This is a genomic window from Nocardiopsis synnemataformans (assembly GCF_965343085.1).
Classification (GTDB): Bacteria; Actinomycetota; Actinomycetes; order Streptosporangiales; family Streptosporangiaceae; genus Nocardiopsis; species Nocardiopsis alborubida.
On record NZ_CBDRFA010000009.1, the window covers coordinates 12,046 to 28,497 of the forward strand.

Genomic DNA, 16,452 nt, shown 5'->3' on the forward strand with positions numbered 1-16,452 from the left:
CGGTTCAGTTCTCCCCGGCGGGCTCGGGGTCCAGGGCACCGAGCAGACGGGCGGCCTGCCCGGCCGGGGAGTCGGGGTCGGGGCGATGGCCGGGGTGGATGCCCGCGTGCAGGTGCACCCGCTGCGGGGTGAAGTCGATGCGCAGGTCCAGGAAGGCGCAGCACTGCTGTTCGGCCGCGGCCAGCTCGGCGACCTGCCCGGCCCGTTCCAGGGGCAGGCTCCAGGAGCTGCCGTGGGTGCGCTGAGTGCGGGCGGCCTCGATCAGTAGCTCGCGCCAGGCGTCCAGGCGGCGTTCGTGGTCGCCTGTCTCCAGCAGGCAGGTGGCGCCGCTGGTCTGGGCCAGGGGCAGGGTGCGCGGGTGCGCCGCCTGGCTCGGCGGTGCCAGGTCGGCCAGGAAGGCGCATCCCGGATCGCAGGGGGCGTCGCGGTCGGGGAGCTGGTGCAGGCGGGTGTGGGCGGTGCGCAGCAGCGCCTGGAAGTCCGCCAGTTCGGCGGCTTGGGCGCGGGCCTGTTCCAGGCGTTGCTCCAGGCGCGGGCTCAGAGCGGCCTTGACGCGCGAGCAGGGGTGGGCCGCCCACAGGGCGGTGAGTTCGCCGATCTCCTCCAGGGCCAAGCCCAGGTGTTTGGCGGTGGTGATGAACGTGAGCCGGTCCAGGGCGCGCTCGTCGTAGAGGCGGTACCCGGCCGAGGACCGCTGCGCCGGGAGCAACCCGCGCTCCTCGTAGTAGCGCAGGGTGGTGGCCGCCACGCCGGAGCGTTCGGCCAGTTCGGAGACCCGCATCAACACCATGGGCACACGGTAGACCTTCGAGTCGACTCGAAGGTCAAGCCCGGGGCGTGCACGCGCCGTGGACGGCTCTGCCGCGCAGCGCTCATGCTTCTCCGTCGGTGGTCTCGGAGCGTGTGCTTCGGGAGGCTTCCTTCGGGGCCGGATCCTTCTCCTTGGATCCCCTCGGCCCACGCGAGCGGCTCCACTTCCAGGCACCCGCCACAAGCAGGGCGATCCCGACCGCGCCGAGGACGAACACGTCGATCCCCGTCCCGCCGACGGCGAAGAGCCACTCCTGGATCCGGTAACTCTGGTCGTCGAACGCCCCGATGCCGCCGAAGAGGGTCGCCGTTCCGTCATAGAGCAGGAACACGACGCCGATGGCGATGAACAACAGGCCGGACCGCGTGCTCATGGTGTGCACGCGCACGGGGCCGAGGGAGACGGTGCGTCCGCGCAGCCAGCGCCAGGGGAGCGCGCGTCAGGCGTCGTCGAGGTCGACGGTGGGCAGGGGCCTGACCGCTGGACCGTTGAGGACGCTGCCGTCGGTGTCGTAGCGGGAGCCGTGGCAGGGGCAGTCCCAGCTGGTCTCCGCCGCGTTCCAGGCCACTCGGCAGCCCAGGTGGGTGCAGTTCAGGCTGACGGCGTGGAGCCTGCCCTCCGCGTCGCGGTACGCGCCGACGGAGTCGCCGTCGACCTCGATGACTCCGCCCTGCCCCCGATCCAGGTGGCGGCCGTGGTGGGGGCGCAGTCGGCCCAGGTGTCCGCCGACCAGGTCCGCGCCGACCTTGAGGTTGTCCTTGACCAGTTGTCCCACGGCCTTGGCGTCACCGATCCGGGTCGCGTCGAACATCGGCAGCCAGGGGTTGTCACGGCCCCGCAGGATGTCGCTCAGCATGATGGCGGCGGCGGTGCCGTTGCTCAGGCCCCACTTGCTGAACCCCGTCGCCACCAGGATCCGGTCGTTCGTCGACGAACGACCGATGTAGGGCACCTGGTCGGTCGTGGTGTAGTCCTGGCCCGACCAGCGGTACTCCACCGCGTCCACGTCGAAGGTGGACCTGGTCCACTGCTCCAGGTCGTCCCACATCGCCTGCGTGTCCTGCCCGGTACCGGTCTCGTGGCCGTTGCCCACCACGACCAACCCGTTGGACCCGCGGTCCAGCCACGGCCGCGTGGACCTGCTGGGCGAGTCGACCGAGATCGCCATCTCCTGTGGTGCCGGGCCGAGGAGCCGGGCCGCCAGTCCGAAGGATCGGTAGGGGCGCGTCCTGGCGAAGTACCCCCCGATCATGTTGATCGGCAACAGCGTCGCCACCACCACGAGGTTCGCGCGGACCGTCGCGTCCGCGGTGCGCACCCGCACGGTGCCGTCCCGGTCCTCCTCCACGTCCAACACCCGGGTGTGCTCGAACACCCGCGCACCGGCCGCTGACAGCGCGTCGGCCAGACCGGCGACATACCGGCCCGCGTGGAAGTGCAGTTGGTGGTCGAACCGTACCGCCGCCTCGATATCGAAAGGCAGATCGGTCGTCTCCACCAGCGAGACCGGAAGGCGCAGGCGTTCGGCCGCGGCCACCTCCTCCTCCAGGGTCCGGCGCTGATCGGGGTCGCGGGTGTAGGCCAGGGCGGGTGCGCGGGTGAGGTCGCAGTCGATGCCGTATTCACCGGCCAGCTCAGCGACCAGTTCCACACCGGCCTGGTTGGCGTCGGCGTACACGCGGGCCCGATCCTGGCCGTACCGGTCGATCAGCCGCGCGTAGACCAGCCCGTGCTGGGAGGTGACCTTCCCGGTGGTCTGCCCTGTCGTGCCCTGTCCCAGGCGTCCGGCTTCCAGCACCGCGACGCTGCCAGCTCCGGCCCGCCGCGCCAGCAGTGCGGTGGTCAGCCCGACAAGGCCGCCTCCCACCACCGCGACATCGACCTCCACGTCCTGGTTCAGACGGGGAAACTCCGGTCGGTCCTCCACGACCGTCCACACACTCCTGTGCCGCATCCTTCGCCCTCCCGGTCAAGTCCACTGGTGCCGATGCCCTCATGGACCGGAGTCCGAGGCGCCCCCGTCAGCCCGGCGCCTCGACATGGACGCCATCGGTTCCCCTGGAGCTGACAGTGCCTACACCAGTACCCAACGTTCCCGGCCGTTACCGCCGGAGTCCCGGACAGGACACAACCCCAACGGTCCTGGTTGGTGCCAGAGCTGTTTGGTGTGTACCAGGAACTTTCCACAGGATTCGCGGAACGGACGGCGAAGAGGGAGAGTGGTCCGTAGTTTGGAACTTCCTGGCGTGGCAGTGCTTTGGTGCTCGGTGGGTTATTTGAGCCTGTTGGAATCTATGGTGCGTTTGTCTGTTTCTGAAGAAGTTGGAAAAACGACTGCTTGTCACCGGTAAGTTCGCAGGTCGTTGACTGTGCTCCCCGCGCACGCGGGGATGGTCCCTGTGCCCCCCACCCCAACCGAGGTCATCGCGTCGTGCTCCCCGCGCACGCGGGGATGGTCCCAACGCCACCGACACAGCCACCCTCCGACTGGGGTGCTCCCCGCGCACGCGGGGATGGTCCCCGCCCACGCGCACCGTTCCGGAGATAGCGGGGCGTGCTCCCCGCGCACGCGGGGATGGTCCCCTGCCCCGGGGTGTGCGCAGCGCGCGTAGCGAGTGCTCCCCGCGCACGCGGGGATGGTCCCCTCGGCCAGAACATCACACCCAGCCAGTTCAAGTGCTCCCCGCGCACGCGGGGATGGTCCCGCAACACCCTCGCGTTCGCCCTCGACGCCCTGGTGCTCCCCGCGCACGCGGGGATGGTCCCACCGAGCTGGGCCTGGCCATCGATCCCAGCAGGTGCTCCCCGCGCACGCGGGGATGGTCCCGCGTTGGTGCGGTCAGGTTCAGCCAGAGAGCCGTGCTCCCCGCGCACGCGGGGATGGTCCTCAGCGACGGACACCAGCAGCGGGGCGGCGTTCGTGCTCCCCACGCACGCGGGGATGGTCCCATGGCCGGACACTGGCCCGCCGAGTTCACCGGGTGCTCCCCGCGCACGCGGGGATGGTCCCGCGGGTAAGTCCTCCGCCGTCAAGGCAATGCTGGTGCTCCCCGCGCACGCGGGGATGGTCCCCCCGTTTGGCTGGACTTCGACGGGGATATCGCGTGCTCCCCGCGCACGCGGGGATGGTCCCGCGCGCACCCCCCAGTAGCGCGGACGTGGGAGGTGCTCCCCGCGCACGCGGGGATGGTCCCTCGCCGACGGCGGCGAGCTGGCCGCGCTCGGCGTGCTCTCCGCGCACGCGGGGATGGTCCCTTCGTCGTCAAGGACGGCATCGCCTACGAAATGTGCTCCCCGCGCACGCGGGGATGGTCCCAACGTGTCGTTCGGCGGGGACATGCCGTCCCGGTGCTCCCCGCGCACGCGGGGATGGCCCCGGAAAACTGCTCGACGGCTTCGCGGCGCCCTGACACAGTGGCGCATTATGACGAGTTCCGAACTGGTGAGCGCCGCGGACGTGCGGCTCATGCAGGGGCTGGCGCAGCGCGTCACCGCCACCCGTCCGGACCTGGTGAACAGCGACGCGTCGTTCGGCGAGCTGGCCTGGAACTGGGGCAGGGGGCACGCCAGCGACGGCGCGACCTGGCCGCGTCGCCTGTGGTTCTCCGGCGGGGAACTGGTGGCGTGGGGCTGGGCCCGCCTTCCGCGCCGGGTGAGGCTGAGCGACGGCTCCGTCAGGGAGGTCACCAGTGCCTACTTGATGTACCAGGTCCACCCCGACCACGCCGGGCTGGTCGACGAGGTGATCGACTGGTACGAGGCCACGGCGGCGGGCGTCGAACGCACGGTGATACCCAGCGCCGCCGACGGGTTCGCCCTGGAGCGGTGGGCGGCGCACGGCTATGAGACCGACCCGGACTCGCTCGGCGACAACGGGTCCTGGACCCAGCTCAACGAGCGCGACCTCACCGACGTGGAAGAGCCGGTGCTGCCGACCGGATTCCGGTTCCGCACCGCCGACGAGGCCGGACCTGAGGCCGCGGTCCGGGCCCATCTGGACGCCTGGGCCCCCTCGGCGTACACGGTCGAGGCCTACCAAGGGGTCCGGCGGGCGGCGGGGTACCGCGGCGACCTGCACGTCCTGGTGGAGGCGCCGGACGGAACGATGGCGTCCTCGACGATCATGTGGTTCGACGAGGCCAACAGGACCGTCGAGTTCGAGCCGGTCGGCACGCATCCGGACCACCGCCGTCTGGGACTGGGCAGGGCGATGCTCCTGCACGGGATGCGTCTGGCGCGGGCCGCCGGGGCCACCCACGCGACGGTCGCCTGCCTGGGCGCGCCGGGGCACCCCCAGGCGCGCGGGCTGTACCACAGCGTCGGGTTCCGGATGCTCACGCGGGACGCGCCGCTCATCAGGACCACGACCGCGGAGTGACATCCGTGTGACTTCTGAGGCACAAGACAGGTGTGTGATCCCTGGTGGCTCGGGGTAGGGGCGGGCCAGTAATCCGACAGGGAGGAGGCCGGACATGAGCGTTCCGGAGGAGTCGAGGCCCAAGACCACGGACACCGACCAGGTCGTCGACGCCGACCACAGCGACGACGCCCGCGAGCCGGACACCCGAGGGGAGCTGGAGGCCGAGCTCCAGGACAGGATGGAGGAGCAGGACCTCAACCGCGAGGACTTCGGTACGGAATGAACCGGCTACGGTCCCGGGGACGCACCGCCCGACGGCGGCCCCGGGACCGGCGTGTCCGCGCGGCGACCGGGTAGGCCGACCGCATGAGCGACCCCTCCGCGCACACCGCTCCCGAACCCCGTGACCCCCTCACCCGTCTCCGCCTCCGTGCCAACCGGAGCGAACGCAGCAGGAAGATCTTCTACGGTCTCTACCAGGGCCTTTCCTTCGGCTGCGTCATGGGCTTCGCCCGTTTCCTGCTGAGCGGGTCCGACCCGTGGATCTCGCTCCTGTACGGGACCCTCATCGGCACGCTCTTCGGCTCGTCCATGGCCCTGTTCGTCACTCCGCCGCGTCCGCGGGTGTCTCAGGACCCGGCGGTGCAGGCCGCCGTCTCCCCGGAAACCCTGCGTGCCGCCACGGACCGGCTGATCGTCGGCCGACCCGGCACCGACCCCGAAGCCAACCGTGTGGCCGCCCTCCAGGCCGAACAGGTGCTCAACGCTCCCTCCGTGAAGATCCCGGTGGCGGTGGCGGCCCTCATCGCGGCCGTCTGCTCCCTGGGCGCCCTCGCACTGCCCTCCGGTGAGGCAATGGACTTTCCGCGCGCCCTGCTGGGGACGGTAGCCCTCGCCTGTGTCCTGATGCCGTGCCTCCTGCTCCCGGCGCGGCTCCTCCACCGGCGGCGCAGCAGGGAGTTCCTGGCATTCCACACTCCGCCCGGACGGGACCGTTCCGACTCCGGCCGCGACTGACCCCAGGCCCCCGGTGCAGCGCGTCGGCTCCGACCGCCCCCGCCCGCGGGCGGATACGCTGTCCCGGTCCGCGCGAGGCGCGCGCGGACCCGCGAGCAGCGAAAGCGAGACGATGAGCCCTTCGATCGCCACCAACACCCGGGTCGACCTCGACGGCCTGCTGGAGTTCGTGCGTCCCCGCCACCACGCGCTCCTCATCACCCGCCGCGCGGACGGTGAGCCCCAGGCCTCCCCGGTGACCTGCGGCGTCGACACCCAGGGCCGGATCGTGGTCTCCACCTACCCCAAGCGCGCCAAGACCCGCAACGCCCGGCGCGACCCCCGGGTCAGCGTCCTGGTCCTGTCCGACGACTTCGACGGCGCCTGGGTCCAGGTCGACGGCGAGGCCGAGGTCATCGACGGGGAGGACGCGGTCGAGCCCCTGGTCGAGTACTTCCGCGTGATCTCCGGCGAGCACCCCGACTGGGACGAGTACCGCCAGGCCATGCGCCGCCAGGGCAAGTCCCTCGTCCGTGTCACCCCGAAGCGGTGGGGTCCGGTCGCCACCGGCGGCTTCCCCGCCGACCGGGTCTGAGCCCGGCCGCCGATCGCGGTCTCAGCCCAGGACGGAATTCCGCCGACCGGGTCCGAGCCCACCCGCCCAGCCGCCGCGGCGCCCGGGTCACCGCCCCGCGGGCGGCGGCCGCCAGTCGTCGTCCGGAGGCGAAGCCCCGCGGTCGGGCGGGTCCCCTCCCTCGGGCGGCGGCTTCCAGTCCTCACCGGACGAGGTGTCCGCGGTCCCCTCCCCGGGCCGGGCGGTTCCCAGGCCGGGGATGCTGCCCCTGTCCCAACCGGTCGGGTAGCGCCTGCCCTCCGGCCGCTCCTTCCAGTAGTCCGGCGAGCGCACGGCCTCCTGCTTGCGGATCGTGTCCCTGCGGATGATCCACAGCACGAGGAAGATCACCCCGATCGGGATGACGAGGGCCATCAGGATCCCGAACAGCCCGCCGAGTGTCGGCCACTCCATCGCCTTCCTCCTTCAGCTGGGGGCACGGCCCCTCACAGGGCCGCGAGAAGTTCACGGCACGCGCACTCGCAGCGGCGGCACGCCTCGGCGCACACCCAGCAGTGCTCGTGCTGAGCGGCGTGCCGGTCGCACTCCTCGCCGCACAGGCGGCAGGCCTCCGCGCACGCCTTCACCAGAACCCGGACGAGGGTGTCGTCCTCCCCGGTCCGGCGGGAGAGCACCCGCTGGGTCGACTCGCACACGTCGGCGCAGTCCATGTCCAGGCGAACGCACGCGACCAGTTCGGCCACCGCCCGCTCGCCCAGGCAGGCGTCCGCGCACAGCACACACGCCTGCGCGCACGCGCCACAGGCCTCGATGCAGGACCGCACCTTCTCCTCGACACCGTCGCCCCGGCGGTCGGGGCGGGTGTCCAGCATCTGTTCGACGACGCTCATATCTCCTCCTCGAACGTTTCCGGTCCGGACCCAGGGCGGATCCGGACCGGGACCTCAGAACGAGAACCGCAGTGCGAAGTGGTTCAGCGAGGCGGGAAGGCCCGACGCGGGCAGCGGGCCGCCCGCGTCCACGCGGGTCAGGTCCCGGCCCCGGAGCAGGGCGCGCAGGTACAGCGACACCGTCAGCGGCACCAGGTCGCGCGCCGCGCACCCGGCGGGGCCGTAGCTGAAGGGCACGATCCCCGGCTCCGCCTCGGCGCGCCCGTCGAGCCAGATCTCCGGCTCGAACGCGTCCGCGTACGGAAGCCGTGAGGAGTCCCGGTGGAAGTAGGAGCTCGCGATGAGGAAGGCCGTTCCCGCCTCGAACACCTCCTCCCGCCAGGCCGTCTCCCGCGTGCTCTCCCGGATCACCATGAGCGTGGTCGGCCACAGCCGCACCGACTCGAGCATCGTCGCCCGCAGCAGCGGCAGGTCGAGTCCCTCGCGGCCGTCGGCCTCCTCGCGGGCCGCGTGGGCGCCGGGACTGAGCGAGGTCAGCAGCGCCAGGGACCGGAACGCGGCGATGGCGGCCGCGTCGAACGCGAACAGCCAGTGCGCCACCTGGTCCTCCGGCCGCACGTCCGCGCCGTGGCCGTTCCCGGTGGAGGCCGACGCGCCGCCCTCTCCGCGGCCGCCCCCGTCATGGAGGTCTCCGCCGTGACCGCCTCCGCCGCTGTGGGGGCACCCGGCGGGCGACTCCGCGGCCGCCGCTCCCGCGACCAGGCGGGCGGCGAGGCTGCCCGGTTCGGCGCGTTCGACGTTGGCGCGCACCCGCCCGAGGAACTCCTCCCTCGCCGCGTGATCGGCGGGAGCGGCGTAGGCCCAGTTCGCGCGCGAGCGCAGGACGTGCAGGAGTTCGGTCGTGCGGCGGTCCTCCGCGGCGAACGAGCCGAAGACCACGCGCCGGGCCATGGCGTGGAAGGAGTCGGCGAACCTGCGCCAGTCCAGCACCTCCCCGCCCCGCAGGGCCAGCCTGAGCGCCAGCGCCTCGTCGTCCGCCTGCCCGGCGATGACGTCCCCGTCGGGGTGGATCGTCTGACCCGGCACCAGGGCGGCGACGTTGGCCGCGCGCCGCCCGGGCCGTGCGTCGTGGTCGGAGATCAGCACCCCGTGCGGTTGGAAGTGGGAGAGCGCGCCGCGCTTCTCCATGCCGCCGGGGGAGAAGGGTTCGGGCGTCTCCCGCAGGAGACGGCCCACGTCCTTCGCGGACAGGACCAGGGCGAGTCGCCGCCCCGCCAGGCGCAGCGGCAGCGGGTCGTCGCCGTGGCGCTCGCGCAGACCGCGCAGGAGCGAGACCGCCCTGCGGTCGGCGTCCAGACCGGCGACCAGTCCCGTCATCAGCGGTCGGCGCACGATCACGCCCCGCGCCAGGTTGGGCAGCACGACCGAGGAGAGCACGCGTGCCGTCTCCGCCGCGGTGGGGCGGCGCGCCTCCCGCCGGAGTTCCGCTTCCGGACGGGGCCTCGCGTCCTGTGGCGGGTGCGCTCCCTGTAGCCGGTGTGCCTCCTGGTGTTCTGTGGGCATCGAGACCGTCCCCCTCGATCGGTTCGCTCCGGTGGGTCGCTGTTCCCGGCTCCGGCCTCCCATGCGCCCCGTGAGCCCCGGTCCGGGTCCCTCACTCCGTCCCCTGCCCCGGTCCGGGCGTGTCCGAACAGGGGCGTACGGGACTTCTGTGGCTTTCGGGGTTGCCGTGCGTTGTCCGGTTCTCTCGCTCCCGAGGTCGGGTGCGTCCTGCCTTCACAGGGCCGAGGCGCCTTTGCGCACGCGGGCATCCCCGCTCAGACGCCTGGCCAGCACGGCGGTCTGCGAGGTGCCTCCGCACGCGCGGGCGCCCCGGCCCTCATCGGACCGGGGCGCCCTCCGTCCCCCGGCCGCGAACGGCCGCGGGTCACCGGCCGCGGGTCACAGGTGGTCGCGGGGCAGAGTCTCGGTCCACTGCCGGGAGAAGACCCGCTCGTCGTTCTCGAAGGCGTCCAGCGTCGCGTACACCCGGAACTCGGTCTCGGTGCACTCCATCGACGTGTGGGTCTCGGTCCGGGTCCGCCACCCGTCCCGCGCGAAGCGCATCGTCCACGTCGACTCACCGCGCGCGGACGTGAAGTCGCCCGCCACGGACTCGTAGTACTCGTAGGCGCGCCGCCCGACGTCCAGGTCGATGTCGTCGAAGTGCAGGATGCCGCCGTCCTTGACGATCTCCAGAGCCGACCGGGTGTCCACCAGGTCCCTGTAGACGGTCCAGCTGTGCTCCGGCTTCTCCCGGCGCGTCGTGGAGATCTCCGGCGCCGACTCCGGCTCCCCGAAGGGCTGCGGTTTCGGCTCGTCGGCGTCCGAGCGCGGACGCACCGGCAGCAGCAGCCTGCTGTGCTCCGGGTGCACGGTCAGCAGGGCGGGCTTGGGCGGCGGCCAGGCCAGCGGCCAGTAGGAGGTGGACAGCGACAGCCGGATGCGGTGCCCCACCGGGAACGCCTGCGCGACACCGTTCATCGTCACCCTCACCCGGTAGATCTCGCCCGGTTCGAGCTTCTCGGGGTGTTCGTGGCTGTCGCGGTGGGTGAGGTTGAGCAGCCCGTAGGTCACCCGCGTGGCGCTGCCGTCCGGCGCGACGTCCACCAGCCTGGCGGCGACCATGGCCACCGGTTCGGTGACCGACACGTCCAGCTCCACCTCGGCGGCGCCCAGGATCTCCACGTCCTCGGACAGGACGTCGCTGTCGAAGACCAGGGAACCGCCGTCCTCCTCTCGCTGGTCGTAGGGCAGGTCCGGCGGGGCGTTGTAGGAGGCCCACTTGCCCGCGAACTGGCCCACCGTCAGCGGCGACCGCACGGTCAGCGACTCCGAGTGCACCTCCTCACCGGGGCGGCCGATCCGGTACCTGGCCAGCGGGTAGCCGCGGTACTCCACGCTCGGCGAGGGCCACTCGGCCTCGCGCACCCACCGGCCGGGGCGCTCGGTGTAGGCGGTGGAGGGAGGCACGCTGTCCTGCATCCACGCCCACAGGGACGGGCCCTCGTCGACACCGTTCTCCCTGCCCTTGAGCCAGCGGTCCAGCCAGCGCACGACCTCCTGGAGGTAGCCGATCGCCGGGCCGGGGCTGCCCATGTGCGGGTAGCGGTGCGACCAGGGGCCGATCAGCCCCCGGCTGGGCGCCTCCAGGTTCTGGAGCAGCCGGAAGACGGCGTTGGAGTAGCCGTCCGCCCACCCGCTGGAGGCCAGGACCGGGCACCGCACCTTGGCGTAGTTCTGGCTCACCGACGCGTGCCGCCAGTAGTCGTCGCGCCGCTGGTGGCGCAGCCACTCCAGGACCCACGGTTCGGTGGCCTCCAGCCGCTCGTGCCACATCCGCCGCCATGCGTCGCCGACGGTCACCGGGTCCGGCGGGCAGGTGCCCGCGGAGAACATCGTCCCCGCCTCGGCGAGGTTGTCCGACAGCAGGCAGCCGCCCATGTAGTGGAAGTCGTCGCCGTACCGGTCGTCGGTGAAGGAGCTGATGACGATCGCGCCCAGGCTCGGGGGCTGGCGGGCCGCCACCTGGAGCGCGGCGAACCCTCCCCAGGACAGCCCCATCATGCTGGTCTGGCCGTCGCACCAGGGCTGCTCGGCCAGCCAGGCCAGGACCTCCTCGGCGTCCTGCTGTTCGCGCTCCAGGTACTCGTCGGTGAGCACGCCCTCGGAGTCGCCGGTGCCCCGCATGTCCACACGGACGCAGGCGTAGCCGTGCCCGGCGATGTAGGGGTGGTGCATGGAGTCGCGCACCGACGTCAGGTCGCGTCTGCGGTAGGGGATGTACTCCAGGACCGCCGGGACGGGGGACACGTCGGAGGAGGTCGCCCGCCACACCCTGGCGGCCAGGTGCACACCGTCCGACATCGGTATCCACAGGTGCTCGTCCTCGTGGACGGCGTTGGGCAGGTTGTTGACCACGTGCATGGACCGGGGCCCCTCCTAGTGTTCGGCCAGTTTGTCCTTCGAGCCGTCTTCCTCTTCGAACTCGAACCCGAGCTCCTCCACGCACCGCTCGTACTTGGCGCGCATCTCGGTCTCGCCCTCGGCGCCGATGGTGATCTTGGCGAGCTCGTAGCTGTAGCTGTCCTGGGCGTTCATGTCCGAGAGCCGCTCGCCCTGCTTGGGCACGATCTCGATCGTCACGCCGGGCAGGGACTCCTCCAGCGCGGCCACCTCCTCAGCGGTGGGCACGCGCGCGGCGACACCGTCCTCGAAGCGGCGGTAGTACCACTCCGCGGCCACCTGGTAGTCGCCCCGGGCGCCCTCGTCCAGGGCGGGGTCCTGGCCGAAGCCCAGCCGCAGCATGCGCTCGTGGTTGGCGACCCCGTCCACCAGTTCGAAGAGCTCGGCGTGGGACTGGGAGTGGCGCGTGTTCACCTCCAGCAGGCCCAGGTTCCCCTCCACGGGGTCGTAGAAGAACTCGACGCTGAACGTGGAGTTGTCCATCCCGACCCGCTGGATGACCTTGACGGCGACCTCCGCCATCCACCGGGACACGTGCTCGGGGAGGCCGGAGGGGTACTGGTGCTTGAGGAACACCGAGCTGCCCGGGTAGTCGACCGAGTCCAGGGCGCCGTAGACCACGACCTCGCCCTTGTACACGTAGCCCTCGACGGCCGCCTGCACGCCCTGCATCGCGGCCTCGGCCAGGCAGGTGCGCCCGCCCACGGAGGAGATCTCGGGGGGCAGGTCCACCATGTCCAGGATCTGCTCGAAGGGGCGGCCGATGCGGTCGATCCCGTCGCGGAGCAGGGACACCGCCTCCTGGAACCCCTCGTCGTCGTTGACCTTGTAGGCCAGCTCGGAGGAGGCCGACTTCACCGGCTTGAGCCACATCGGGTAGGTCGGGCTCTCGGGGGGCCGCGGGTTGTCCTCGGACAGCTCGACGAGGCCGAAGGCGGGGTACTCGTCGATGACCTTCCGCTGTTCCAGCCTGCTCCAGTACTTGTGCTCACACTTGACGAAGGACTCGAGGGTGGCCGAGGGGAGGCCGCGCCGGGAGCACAGGATGGGCACGAACAGGGTCACCGGGAAGTCCCAGTAGCCCACGATCGCGTCGACGCTCCCGTCGAAGTCGTCCAGGATCCTCTCCGCCTTGGCCAGTAATTCCTGGATGTCGACCTCGCCGACCTGGAGTTCGTCCAGGTTCAGCAGCTGGTGGAACTCGCAGTGCTGACCCGTGGGGGTTCTGCGCAGGATCTCCAGGTTGTGCTCGTCCAGGCCGACCACGAACACGTTCTTCACGGCTACCTGCACCGCCTTCCTCTTCTGGGCTCCTCGGAGCGGGGATGCGTACGCATGCGCCTAACCCGTGGCGGGTGCCCCAAACGCTGGCGTGTCACGCCTCACGCCGCGGAAGTGCTGGTCGTCGCACCGGGACGGTGCGCGGCGCGGCGCGGCACGCGCGGGCCCCGCCGCGGACGGTCGGAGGTCCGCGGCGGGGCCGGTGGCGCACCAGGGGTCAGTGGGGTGGCAGCGCCGTCAGCGTGCGGCCCGGTGCCCCGTGACCCGCCTGGGACCCTCCTGCCAGCGCACGGTGGGGCATGCGTGACCGCGGCCCGGGCGAGGGCGGGCGGGCCTGCCGTCAGCGCGTGCGGGGGGCGTACCGGTCGATCTCGGCGAGCTCCTCGGCGTCGAACTCCAGGTTGGCGGCCGCGGCCACGTTGTCCTCCAGCTGCGCGACGCTGCTCGCGCCGATCACCGCGGAGGTCACCCGGTCGCCGCGCAGCACCCAGGCCAGCGCCATCTGGGCCAGCGACTGCCCGCGCCGCCGGGCGACCGCGTCGAGCCCGCGCACCCGCTCCAGCACCTCCTCGGTGATGCCCTCGGCGTTCAGGAACGGGCTGCTCCCGGCCGCCCGTGAACCCTCCGGCACACCGTGGAGGTAGCGGTCGGTCAGCAGCCCCTGAGCCAGCGGGGAGTAGGCGATGGAGCCCGCGCCGACCTCGTCGAGCACGTCGAGCAGTCCGTCCTCCACCCACCGGTTGAACATCGAGTAGGAGGGCTGGTGGATGAGCATCGGCGTGCCCAGGTCGCGCAGGATCGCCGCGGCCTCGCGCGTCTGCCCGGGGGAGTAGTTGGACACGCCCGCGTACAGGGCCTTGCCCTGGCGCACCGCCGTGTCCAGCGCGCCCATGGACTCCTCCAGCGGGGTGTCGGGGTCGGGCCGGTGGTGGTAGAACACGTCCACGTACTCCAGGCCCATGCGCTCCAGGCTCTGGTCCAGGCTGGACAGCAGGTACTTGCGCGAGCCCCACTCGCCGTAGGGGCCGGGCCACATCAGGTACCCGGCCTTGGTCGAGACCACGACCTCGTCGCGGTAGCGGCGCAGGTCCTGGGCCATGACCCGCCCGAAGTTCTCCTCCGCGGAGCCGGGCGGGGGACCGTAGTTGTTGGCCAGGTCGAAGTGGGTCACGCCCAGGTCGAACGCGCGCAGCAGGATGGCGCGCTGGTCCTCGATGCCGCGCTCGTGGCCGAAGTTGTGCCACAGCCCCAGGGACAGGGCGGGCAGTCGCAGGCCGCTGCGGCCGCACCGCCGGTAGGGCATCGTCTCGTACCGCTCGGGGGCGGCGACGTAGGTCATGGAATCTCTCCCTCGTGTGGCTGTGCGCCCGGCCGTTCCGCGCGGGCGGGTCGACCGGCGTGCGGAGAGTACAGCGCGCGGGGGAGGCGCATCCACAGCGCCCCCGCACCGGCGGTTCGGAGCCGTCCCGTGCCGTGTTGACCATGACCGTCCCCCCTCCTCTCGCACGGGCGCGAAGGAAGCCCGCCTTCGGTGGCCGGAGCCCCTCTCCGGTACCGAACGGCCGTGGCCACCTGCGGTTTCGCGTTCGGTCTCACGGGTAGCCGTACGCCTGTCACCCCGGTTCCGTACAGACAGAAGAGGGAGTGAACGTCGATGCAGCACGAGACCCAGCCCCCGATCGAGGGCTACGAGGGCCTTCCGCTGGGGACGCTCCAGCACCGTGTCCGCTCGCTCGACGCCGACCAGATGCGCCAGCTCATCGGCTACGAGTCCGACCACGCCAACCGGATCAACGTCCTGGAGATCCTGGAGCACCGCCTGATCGAACTGGAACAGGGCGCCGAACCCTCCGGGGGCTCACAGGACTTCCAGCCCGAGCGCCCCGGTCCGCCCACCGGCGGCTCACCGGTGAGCGAGGACACCGCCGCTCCCGCGTTCAGCCCGCCGCCGCAGGGTGTCCCCAACCAGCCCGCCAAGCCCAAGGGCGACTATCGGCCCGGCGGCCAGTGAGGCGGTCCCCGGCCCCGCCGGGACACGGGACACCGGACCGCGGCACCCGTGTCCGCGGCGGCGTCCGCGGTCCCCGCCACCGCTGACGGGGACCGGCCCGGGGACGTGGACCGGAGCGCGGCCACCGGCCGTTTTCGCTCCGCCGCCTCGGGTAGCCGTACACCCACATCCCCCCGGAACGCTCTTCTCCGACGCACAGGGAGTGACATGGCGCTGGCATCCACCGCGGGCCCGGCCCGCGGCCACGGCGGACGGGGCGGCCGGTGATCCGCGGCAGGGCGCCCCTGGTCCTGGCCGGTGCGGGCTGGGCGGCGTCCCGACTCAGGGACAGACGTGACCGGTGGGACGAACCCGAACCGCGGCGGCGCCGCCGACGCGGCGGGACGGTCCCCTGGATGGTGGCCGGTGCGGCCCTGGGCCTGGGCGCCGCGGCGTTGGCCGACGCACGGCGGCCCGCCCTCCTGGACGGCAGGGTCGCGCTCATCACCGGCGGCTCCCGCGGGCTCGGACTCCAACTGGCCCGCGAGTTCGGCCAGCGCGGCGCGTCCGTCGTGATCTGCGCCCGCGAACAGGACGAAATCGACCGGGCGGTGGCCGACCTGGAGGAGCGGGGCGTGCGGGCGCGCGGCGTCCGGTGCGACATCCGCGACCCCGAGTGCGCCGAGGGCCTGGTCGAGGAGGCCATCGCGGCCTTCGGCCACCTGGACTTCGTCGTCAACAACGCGGGCATCATCCAGGTCGGGCCGCACGAGACGCTCTCGGAGAGCCACTTCCGCGACGCCATGGAGACGATGTTCTGGGCGCCGCTGCGCATCTCCCGGGCCGCGATCGGCCCGCTGGAGCGCACCCGCGGCTCCCTGGTCACCATCACTTCCATCGGCGGCCACCTGAGCGTGCCGCACCTGCTGCCCTACTCCTGCGCCAAGTTCGCCGAGGTCGGCCTCTCCGAGGGGCTGGGGGCCGAGGTCGCGCGCCGGGGAGTGCGGGTCACCACCGTGGTCCCGGGCCTGATGCGCACCGGCTCCCACAAGGCCGCCGTCTTCTCCGGCGACCCCGAACACGAGTACACCTGGTTCTCCCTGGGCGCCGGGCTGCCCCTGGTCTCGGTGAGCGCGGAGCGCGCGGCCCGCCGGATCGTGGAGGCGGCCGCGCGGGGGCGCAGCTACCTGGTGCTCACGCCACTGGCCCGGGCGGCCATCGCCGCCCGGGGACTGTGCCCCTCCTTCGTCCAGGGCGCCATGCGCGTCATGGACCGGGTCCTGCCGGACCCGGGCGGACCGGTGGAGCGCAGACCCGGACGTGAGGCGGACGACACCGTGGTCAACCGGGTGCTCAAGCTGCCCACGGCGCTCAACGAGCGCGCGGGCGGGCGCCTCAACCAGAGGGACGACGAGGGCGGCGGCGCGTCCGGAGGCCGGGAGCAGGGCGCGGACGGATCGGAAGGGCCCGGGCCGGACGGGCCGGGGCCGGACGGGCCGCGCGAGCCCGGACGGTGAGCGGAGGCCGCCGCAGCGAACGGTGACC

General features: G+C 72.3%; 15 protein-coding genes and 1 CRISPR repeat array. Of the genes, 6 read left to right on the plus strand and 9 right to left on the minus strand.

The window, feature by feature from the left end; all coding sequences use genetic code 11:
- Window positions 1-4: 4 nt before the first annotated feature.
- From ACSIH6_RS07000 to ACSIH6_RS07010, 3 genes are all read right to left on the minus strand, one after another.
- Complete coding sequence (locus ACSIH6_RS07000; protein WP_435107408.1) at window positions 5-790, minus strand: MerR family transcriptional regulator; 786 nt, start codon at window positions 788-790, stop codon at window positions 5-7.
- An 82-nt stretch (window positions 791-872) separates the two neighbouring features.
- Complete coding sequence (locus tag ACSIH6_RS07005) at window positions 873-1,184, minus strand: hypothetical protein (protein WP_435107409.1); 312 nt, start codon at window positions 1,182-1,184, stop codon at window positions 873-875.
- A gap of 66 nt (window positions 1,185-1,250) precedes the next feature.
- Complete coding sequence (locus ACSIH6_RS07010) at window positions 1,251-2,765, minus strand: FAD-dependent oxidoreductase (RefSeq protein ID WP_435107410.1); 1,515 nt, start codon at window positions 2,763-2,765, stop codon at window positions 1,251-1,253.
- A gap of 415 nt (window positions 2,766-3,180) precedes the next feature.
- Window positions 3,181-4,188: a CRISPR direct-repeat array (repeat unit 29 nt; unit sequence GTGCTCCCCGCGCACGCGGGGATGGTCCC).
- A 47-nt stretch (window positions 4,189-4,235) separates the two neighbouring features.
- On the opposite strand from ACSIH6_RS07010, the gene ACSIH6_RS07015 reads away from it, so the two are divergent.
- The 4 genes from ACSIH6_RS07015 (at window position 4,236) to ACSIH6_RS07030 (ending at window position 6,762) form a co-directional block, all read left to right on the plus strand.
- Complete coding sequence (locus ACSIH6_RS07015) at window positions 4,236-5,189, plus strand: GNAT family N-acetyltransferase (protein ID WP_435107411.1); 954 nt, start codon at window positions 4,236-4,238, stop codon at window positions 5,187-5,189.
- A 94-nt stretch (window positions 5,190-5,283) separates the two neighbouring features.
- Entirely contained in the window at window positions 5,284-5,454 is a 171-nt protein-coding gene (locus ACSIH6_RS07020; protein ID WP_435107412.1) for a hypothetical protein, read from the plus strand.
- A gap of 83 nt (window positions 5,455-5,537) precedes the next feature.
- A complete protein-coding gene (locus tag ACSIH6_RS07025; RefSeq protein ID WP_435107413.1) occupies window positions 5,538-6,188 on the plus strand; it encodes a hypothetical protein in 651 nt (216 codons plus the stop codon).
- A 112-nt stretch (window positions 6,189-6,300) separates the two neighbouring features.
- Window positions 6,301-6,762, plus strand: coding sequence for a PPOX class F420-dependent oxidoreductase (locus ACSIH6_RS07030; RefSeq protein ID WP_435107414.1), 462 nt, complete (start codon window positions 6,301-6,303; stop codon window positions 6,760-6,762).
- A gap of 87 nt (window positions 6,763-6,849) precedes the next feature.
- Here the strand turns inward: ACSIH6_RS07030 and ACSIH6_RS07035 are convergent, their stop codons facing one another.
- The 6 genes from ACSIH6_RS07035 to mgrA form a co-directional block, all read right to left on the minus strand.
- Window positions 6,850-7,194: a hypothetical protein gene (locus ACSIH6_RS07035; RefSeq protein WP_435107415.1), complete on the minus strand. Its 345-nt coding sequence runs from the start codon at window positions 7,192-7,194 to the stop codon at window positions 6,850-6,852.
- A 32-nt stretch (window positions 7,195-7,226) separates the two neighbouring features.
- Window positions 7,227-7,631 (minus strand): four-helix bundle copper-binding protein, encoded by a 405-nt coding sequence (locus ACSIH6_RS07040; RefSeq protein WP_435107416.1) that lies wholly within the window; start codon window positions 7,629-7,631, stop codon window positions 7,227-7,229.
- Window positions 7,632-7,685: 54 nt separating this feature from the next.
- Window positions 7,686-9,194 carry a cytochrome P450 gene (locus ACSIH6_RS07045; protein ID WP_435107417.1) on the minus strand — a complete coding sequence of 503 codons (1,509 nt, stop codon included), beginning with the start codon at window positions 9,192-9,194 and terminating at the stop codon, window positions 7,686-7,688.
- Window positions 9,195-9,572: 378 nt separating this feature from the next.
- A complete protein-coding gene (locus tag ACSIH6_RS07050; RefSeq protein WP_435107418.1) occupies window positions 9,573-11,597 on the minus strand; it encodes a CocE/NonD family hydrolase in 2,025 nt (674 codons plus the stop codon).
- 15 nt (window positions 11,598-11,612) lie between these two features.
- On the minus strand, window positions 11,613-12,929 hold the full coding sequence (locus ACSIH6_RS07055; protein ID WP_435107419.1) for an ATP-grasp domain-containing protein: 1,317 nt from the start codon (window positions 12,927-12,929) through the stop codon (window positions 11,613-11,615).
- Between the two features lie 328 nt (window positions 12,930-13,257).
- Window positions 13,258-14,256 (minus strand): L-glyceraldehyde 3-phosphate reductase, encoded by a 999-nt coding sequence (gene mgrA / locus ACSIH6_RS07060; RefSeq protein WP_435107420.1) that lies wholly within the window; start codon window positions 14,254-14,256, stop codon window positions 13,258-13,260.
- Between the two features lie 315 nt (window positions 14,257-14,571).
- On the opposite strand from mgrA, the gene ACSIH6_RS07065 reads away from it, so the two are divergent.
- On the plus strand, window positions 14,572-14,928 hold the full coding sequence (locus ACSIH6_RS07065; protein ID WP_435107421.1) for a DUF8129 domain-containing protein: 357 nt from the start codon (window positions 14,572-14,574) through the stop codon (window positions 14,926-14,928).
- 263 nt (window positions 14,929-15,191) lie between these two features.
- Window positions 15,192-16,424: an SDR family NAD(P)-dependent oxidoreductase gene (locus ACSIH6_RS07070; protein WP_435107422.1), complete on the plus strand. Its 1,233-nt coding sequence runs from the start codon at window positions 15,192-15,194 to the stop codon at window positions 16,422-16,424.
- The last annotated feature ends 28 nt before the right edge of the window (window positions 16,425-16,452 follow it).

What these genes read in the sequence shown, in the direction of transcription:
- ACSIH6_RS07015 (WP_435107411.1), top strand. Translation starts at nt 4,236, where the DNA reads ATGACGAGTTCCGAACTGGTGAGCGCCGCGGACGTGCGGCTCATGCAG.
- ACSIH6_RS07000 (WP_435107408.1), bottom strand. Translation starts at nt 790, where the DNA reads ATGGTGTTGATGCGGGTCTCCGAACTGGCCGAACGCTCCGGCGTGGCG.
- ACSIH6_RS07005 (WP_435107409.1), bottom strand. Translation starts at nt 1,184, where the DNA reads ATGAGCACGCGGTCCGGCCTGTTGTTCATCGCCATCGGCGTCGTGTTC.
- ACSIH6_RS07025 (WP_435107413.1), top strand. Translation starts at nt 5,538, where the DNA reads ATGAGCGACCCCTCCGCGCACACCGCTCCCGAACCCCGTGACCCCCTC.
- ACSIH6_RS07065 (WP_435107421.1), top strand. Translation starts at nt 14,572, where the DNA reads ATGCAGCACGAGACCCAGCCCCCGATCGAGGGCTACGAGGGCCTTCCG.
- ACSIH6_RS07030 (WP_435107414.1), top strand. Translation starts at nt 6,301, where the DNA reads ATGAGCCCTTCGATCGCCACCAACACCCGGGTCGACCTCGACGGCCTG.
- ACSIH6_RS07050 (WP_435107418.1), bottom strand. Translation starts at nt 11,597, where the DNA reads ATGCACGTGGTCAACAACCTGCCCAACGCCGTCCACGAGGACGAGCAC.
- mgrA (WP_435107420.1), bottom strand. Translation starts at nt 14,256, where the DNA reads ATGACCTACGTCGCCGCCCCCGAGCGGTACGAGACGATGCCCTACCGG.
- ACSIH6_RS07045 (WP_435107417.1), bottom strand. Translation starts at nt 9,194, where the DNA reads ATGCCCACAGAACACCAGGAGGCACACCGGCTACAGGGAGCGCACCCG.
- ACSIH6_RS07010 (WP_435107410.1), bottom strand. Translation starts at nt 2,765, where the DNA reads ATGCGGCACAGGAGTGTGTGGACGGTCGTGGAGGACCGACCGGAGTTT.
- ACSIH6_RS07035 (WP_435107415.1), bottom strand. Translation starts at nt 7,194, where the DNA reads ATGGAGTGGCCGACACTCGGCGGGCTGTTCGGGATCCTGATGGCCCTC.
- ACSIH6_RS07040 (WP_435107416.1), bottom strand. Translation starts at nt 7,631, where the DNA reads ATGAGCGTCGTCGAACAGATGCTGGACACCCGCCCCGACCGCCGGGGC.
- ACSIH6_RS07020 (WP_435107412.1), top strand. Translation starts at nt 5,284, where the DNA reads ATGAGCGTTCCGGAGGAGTCGAGGCCCAAGACCACGGACACCGACCAG.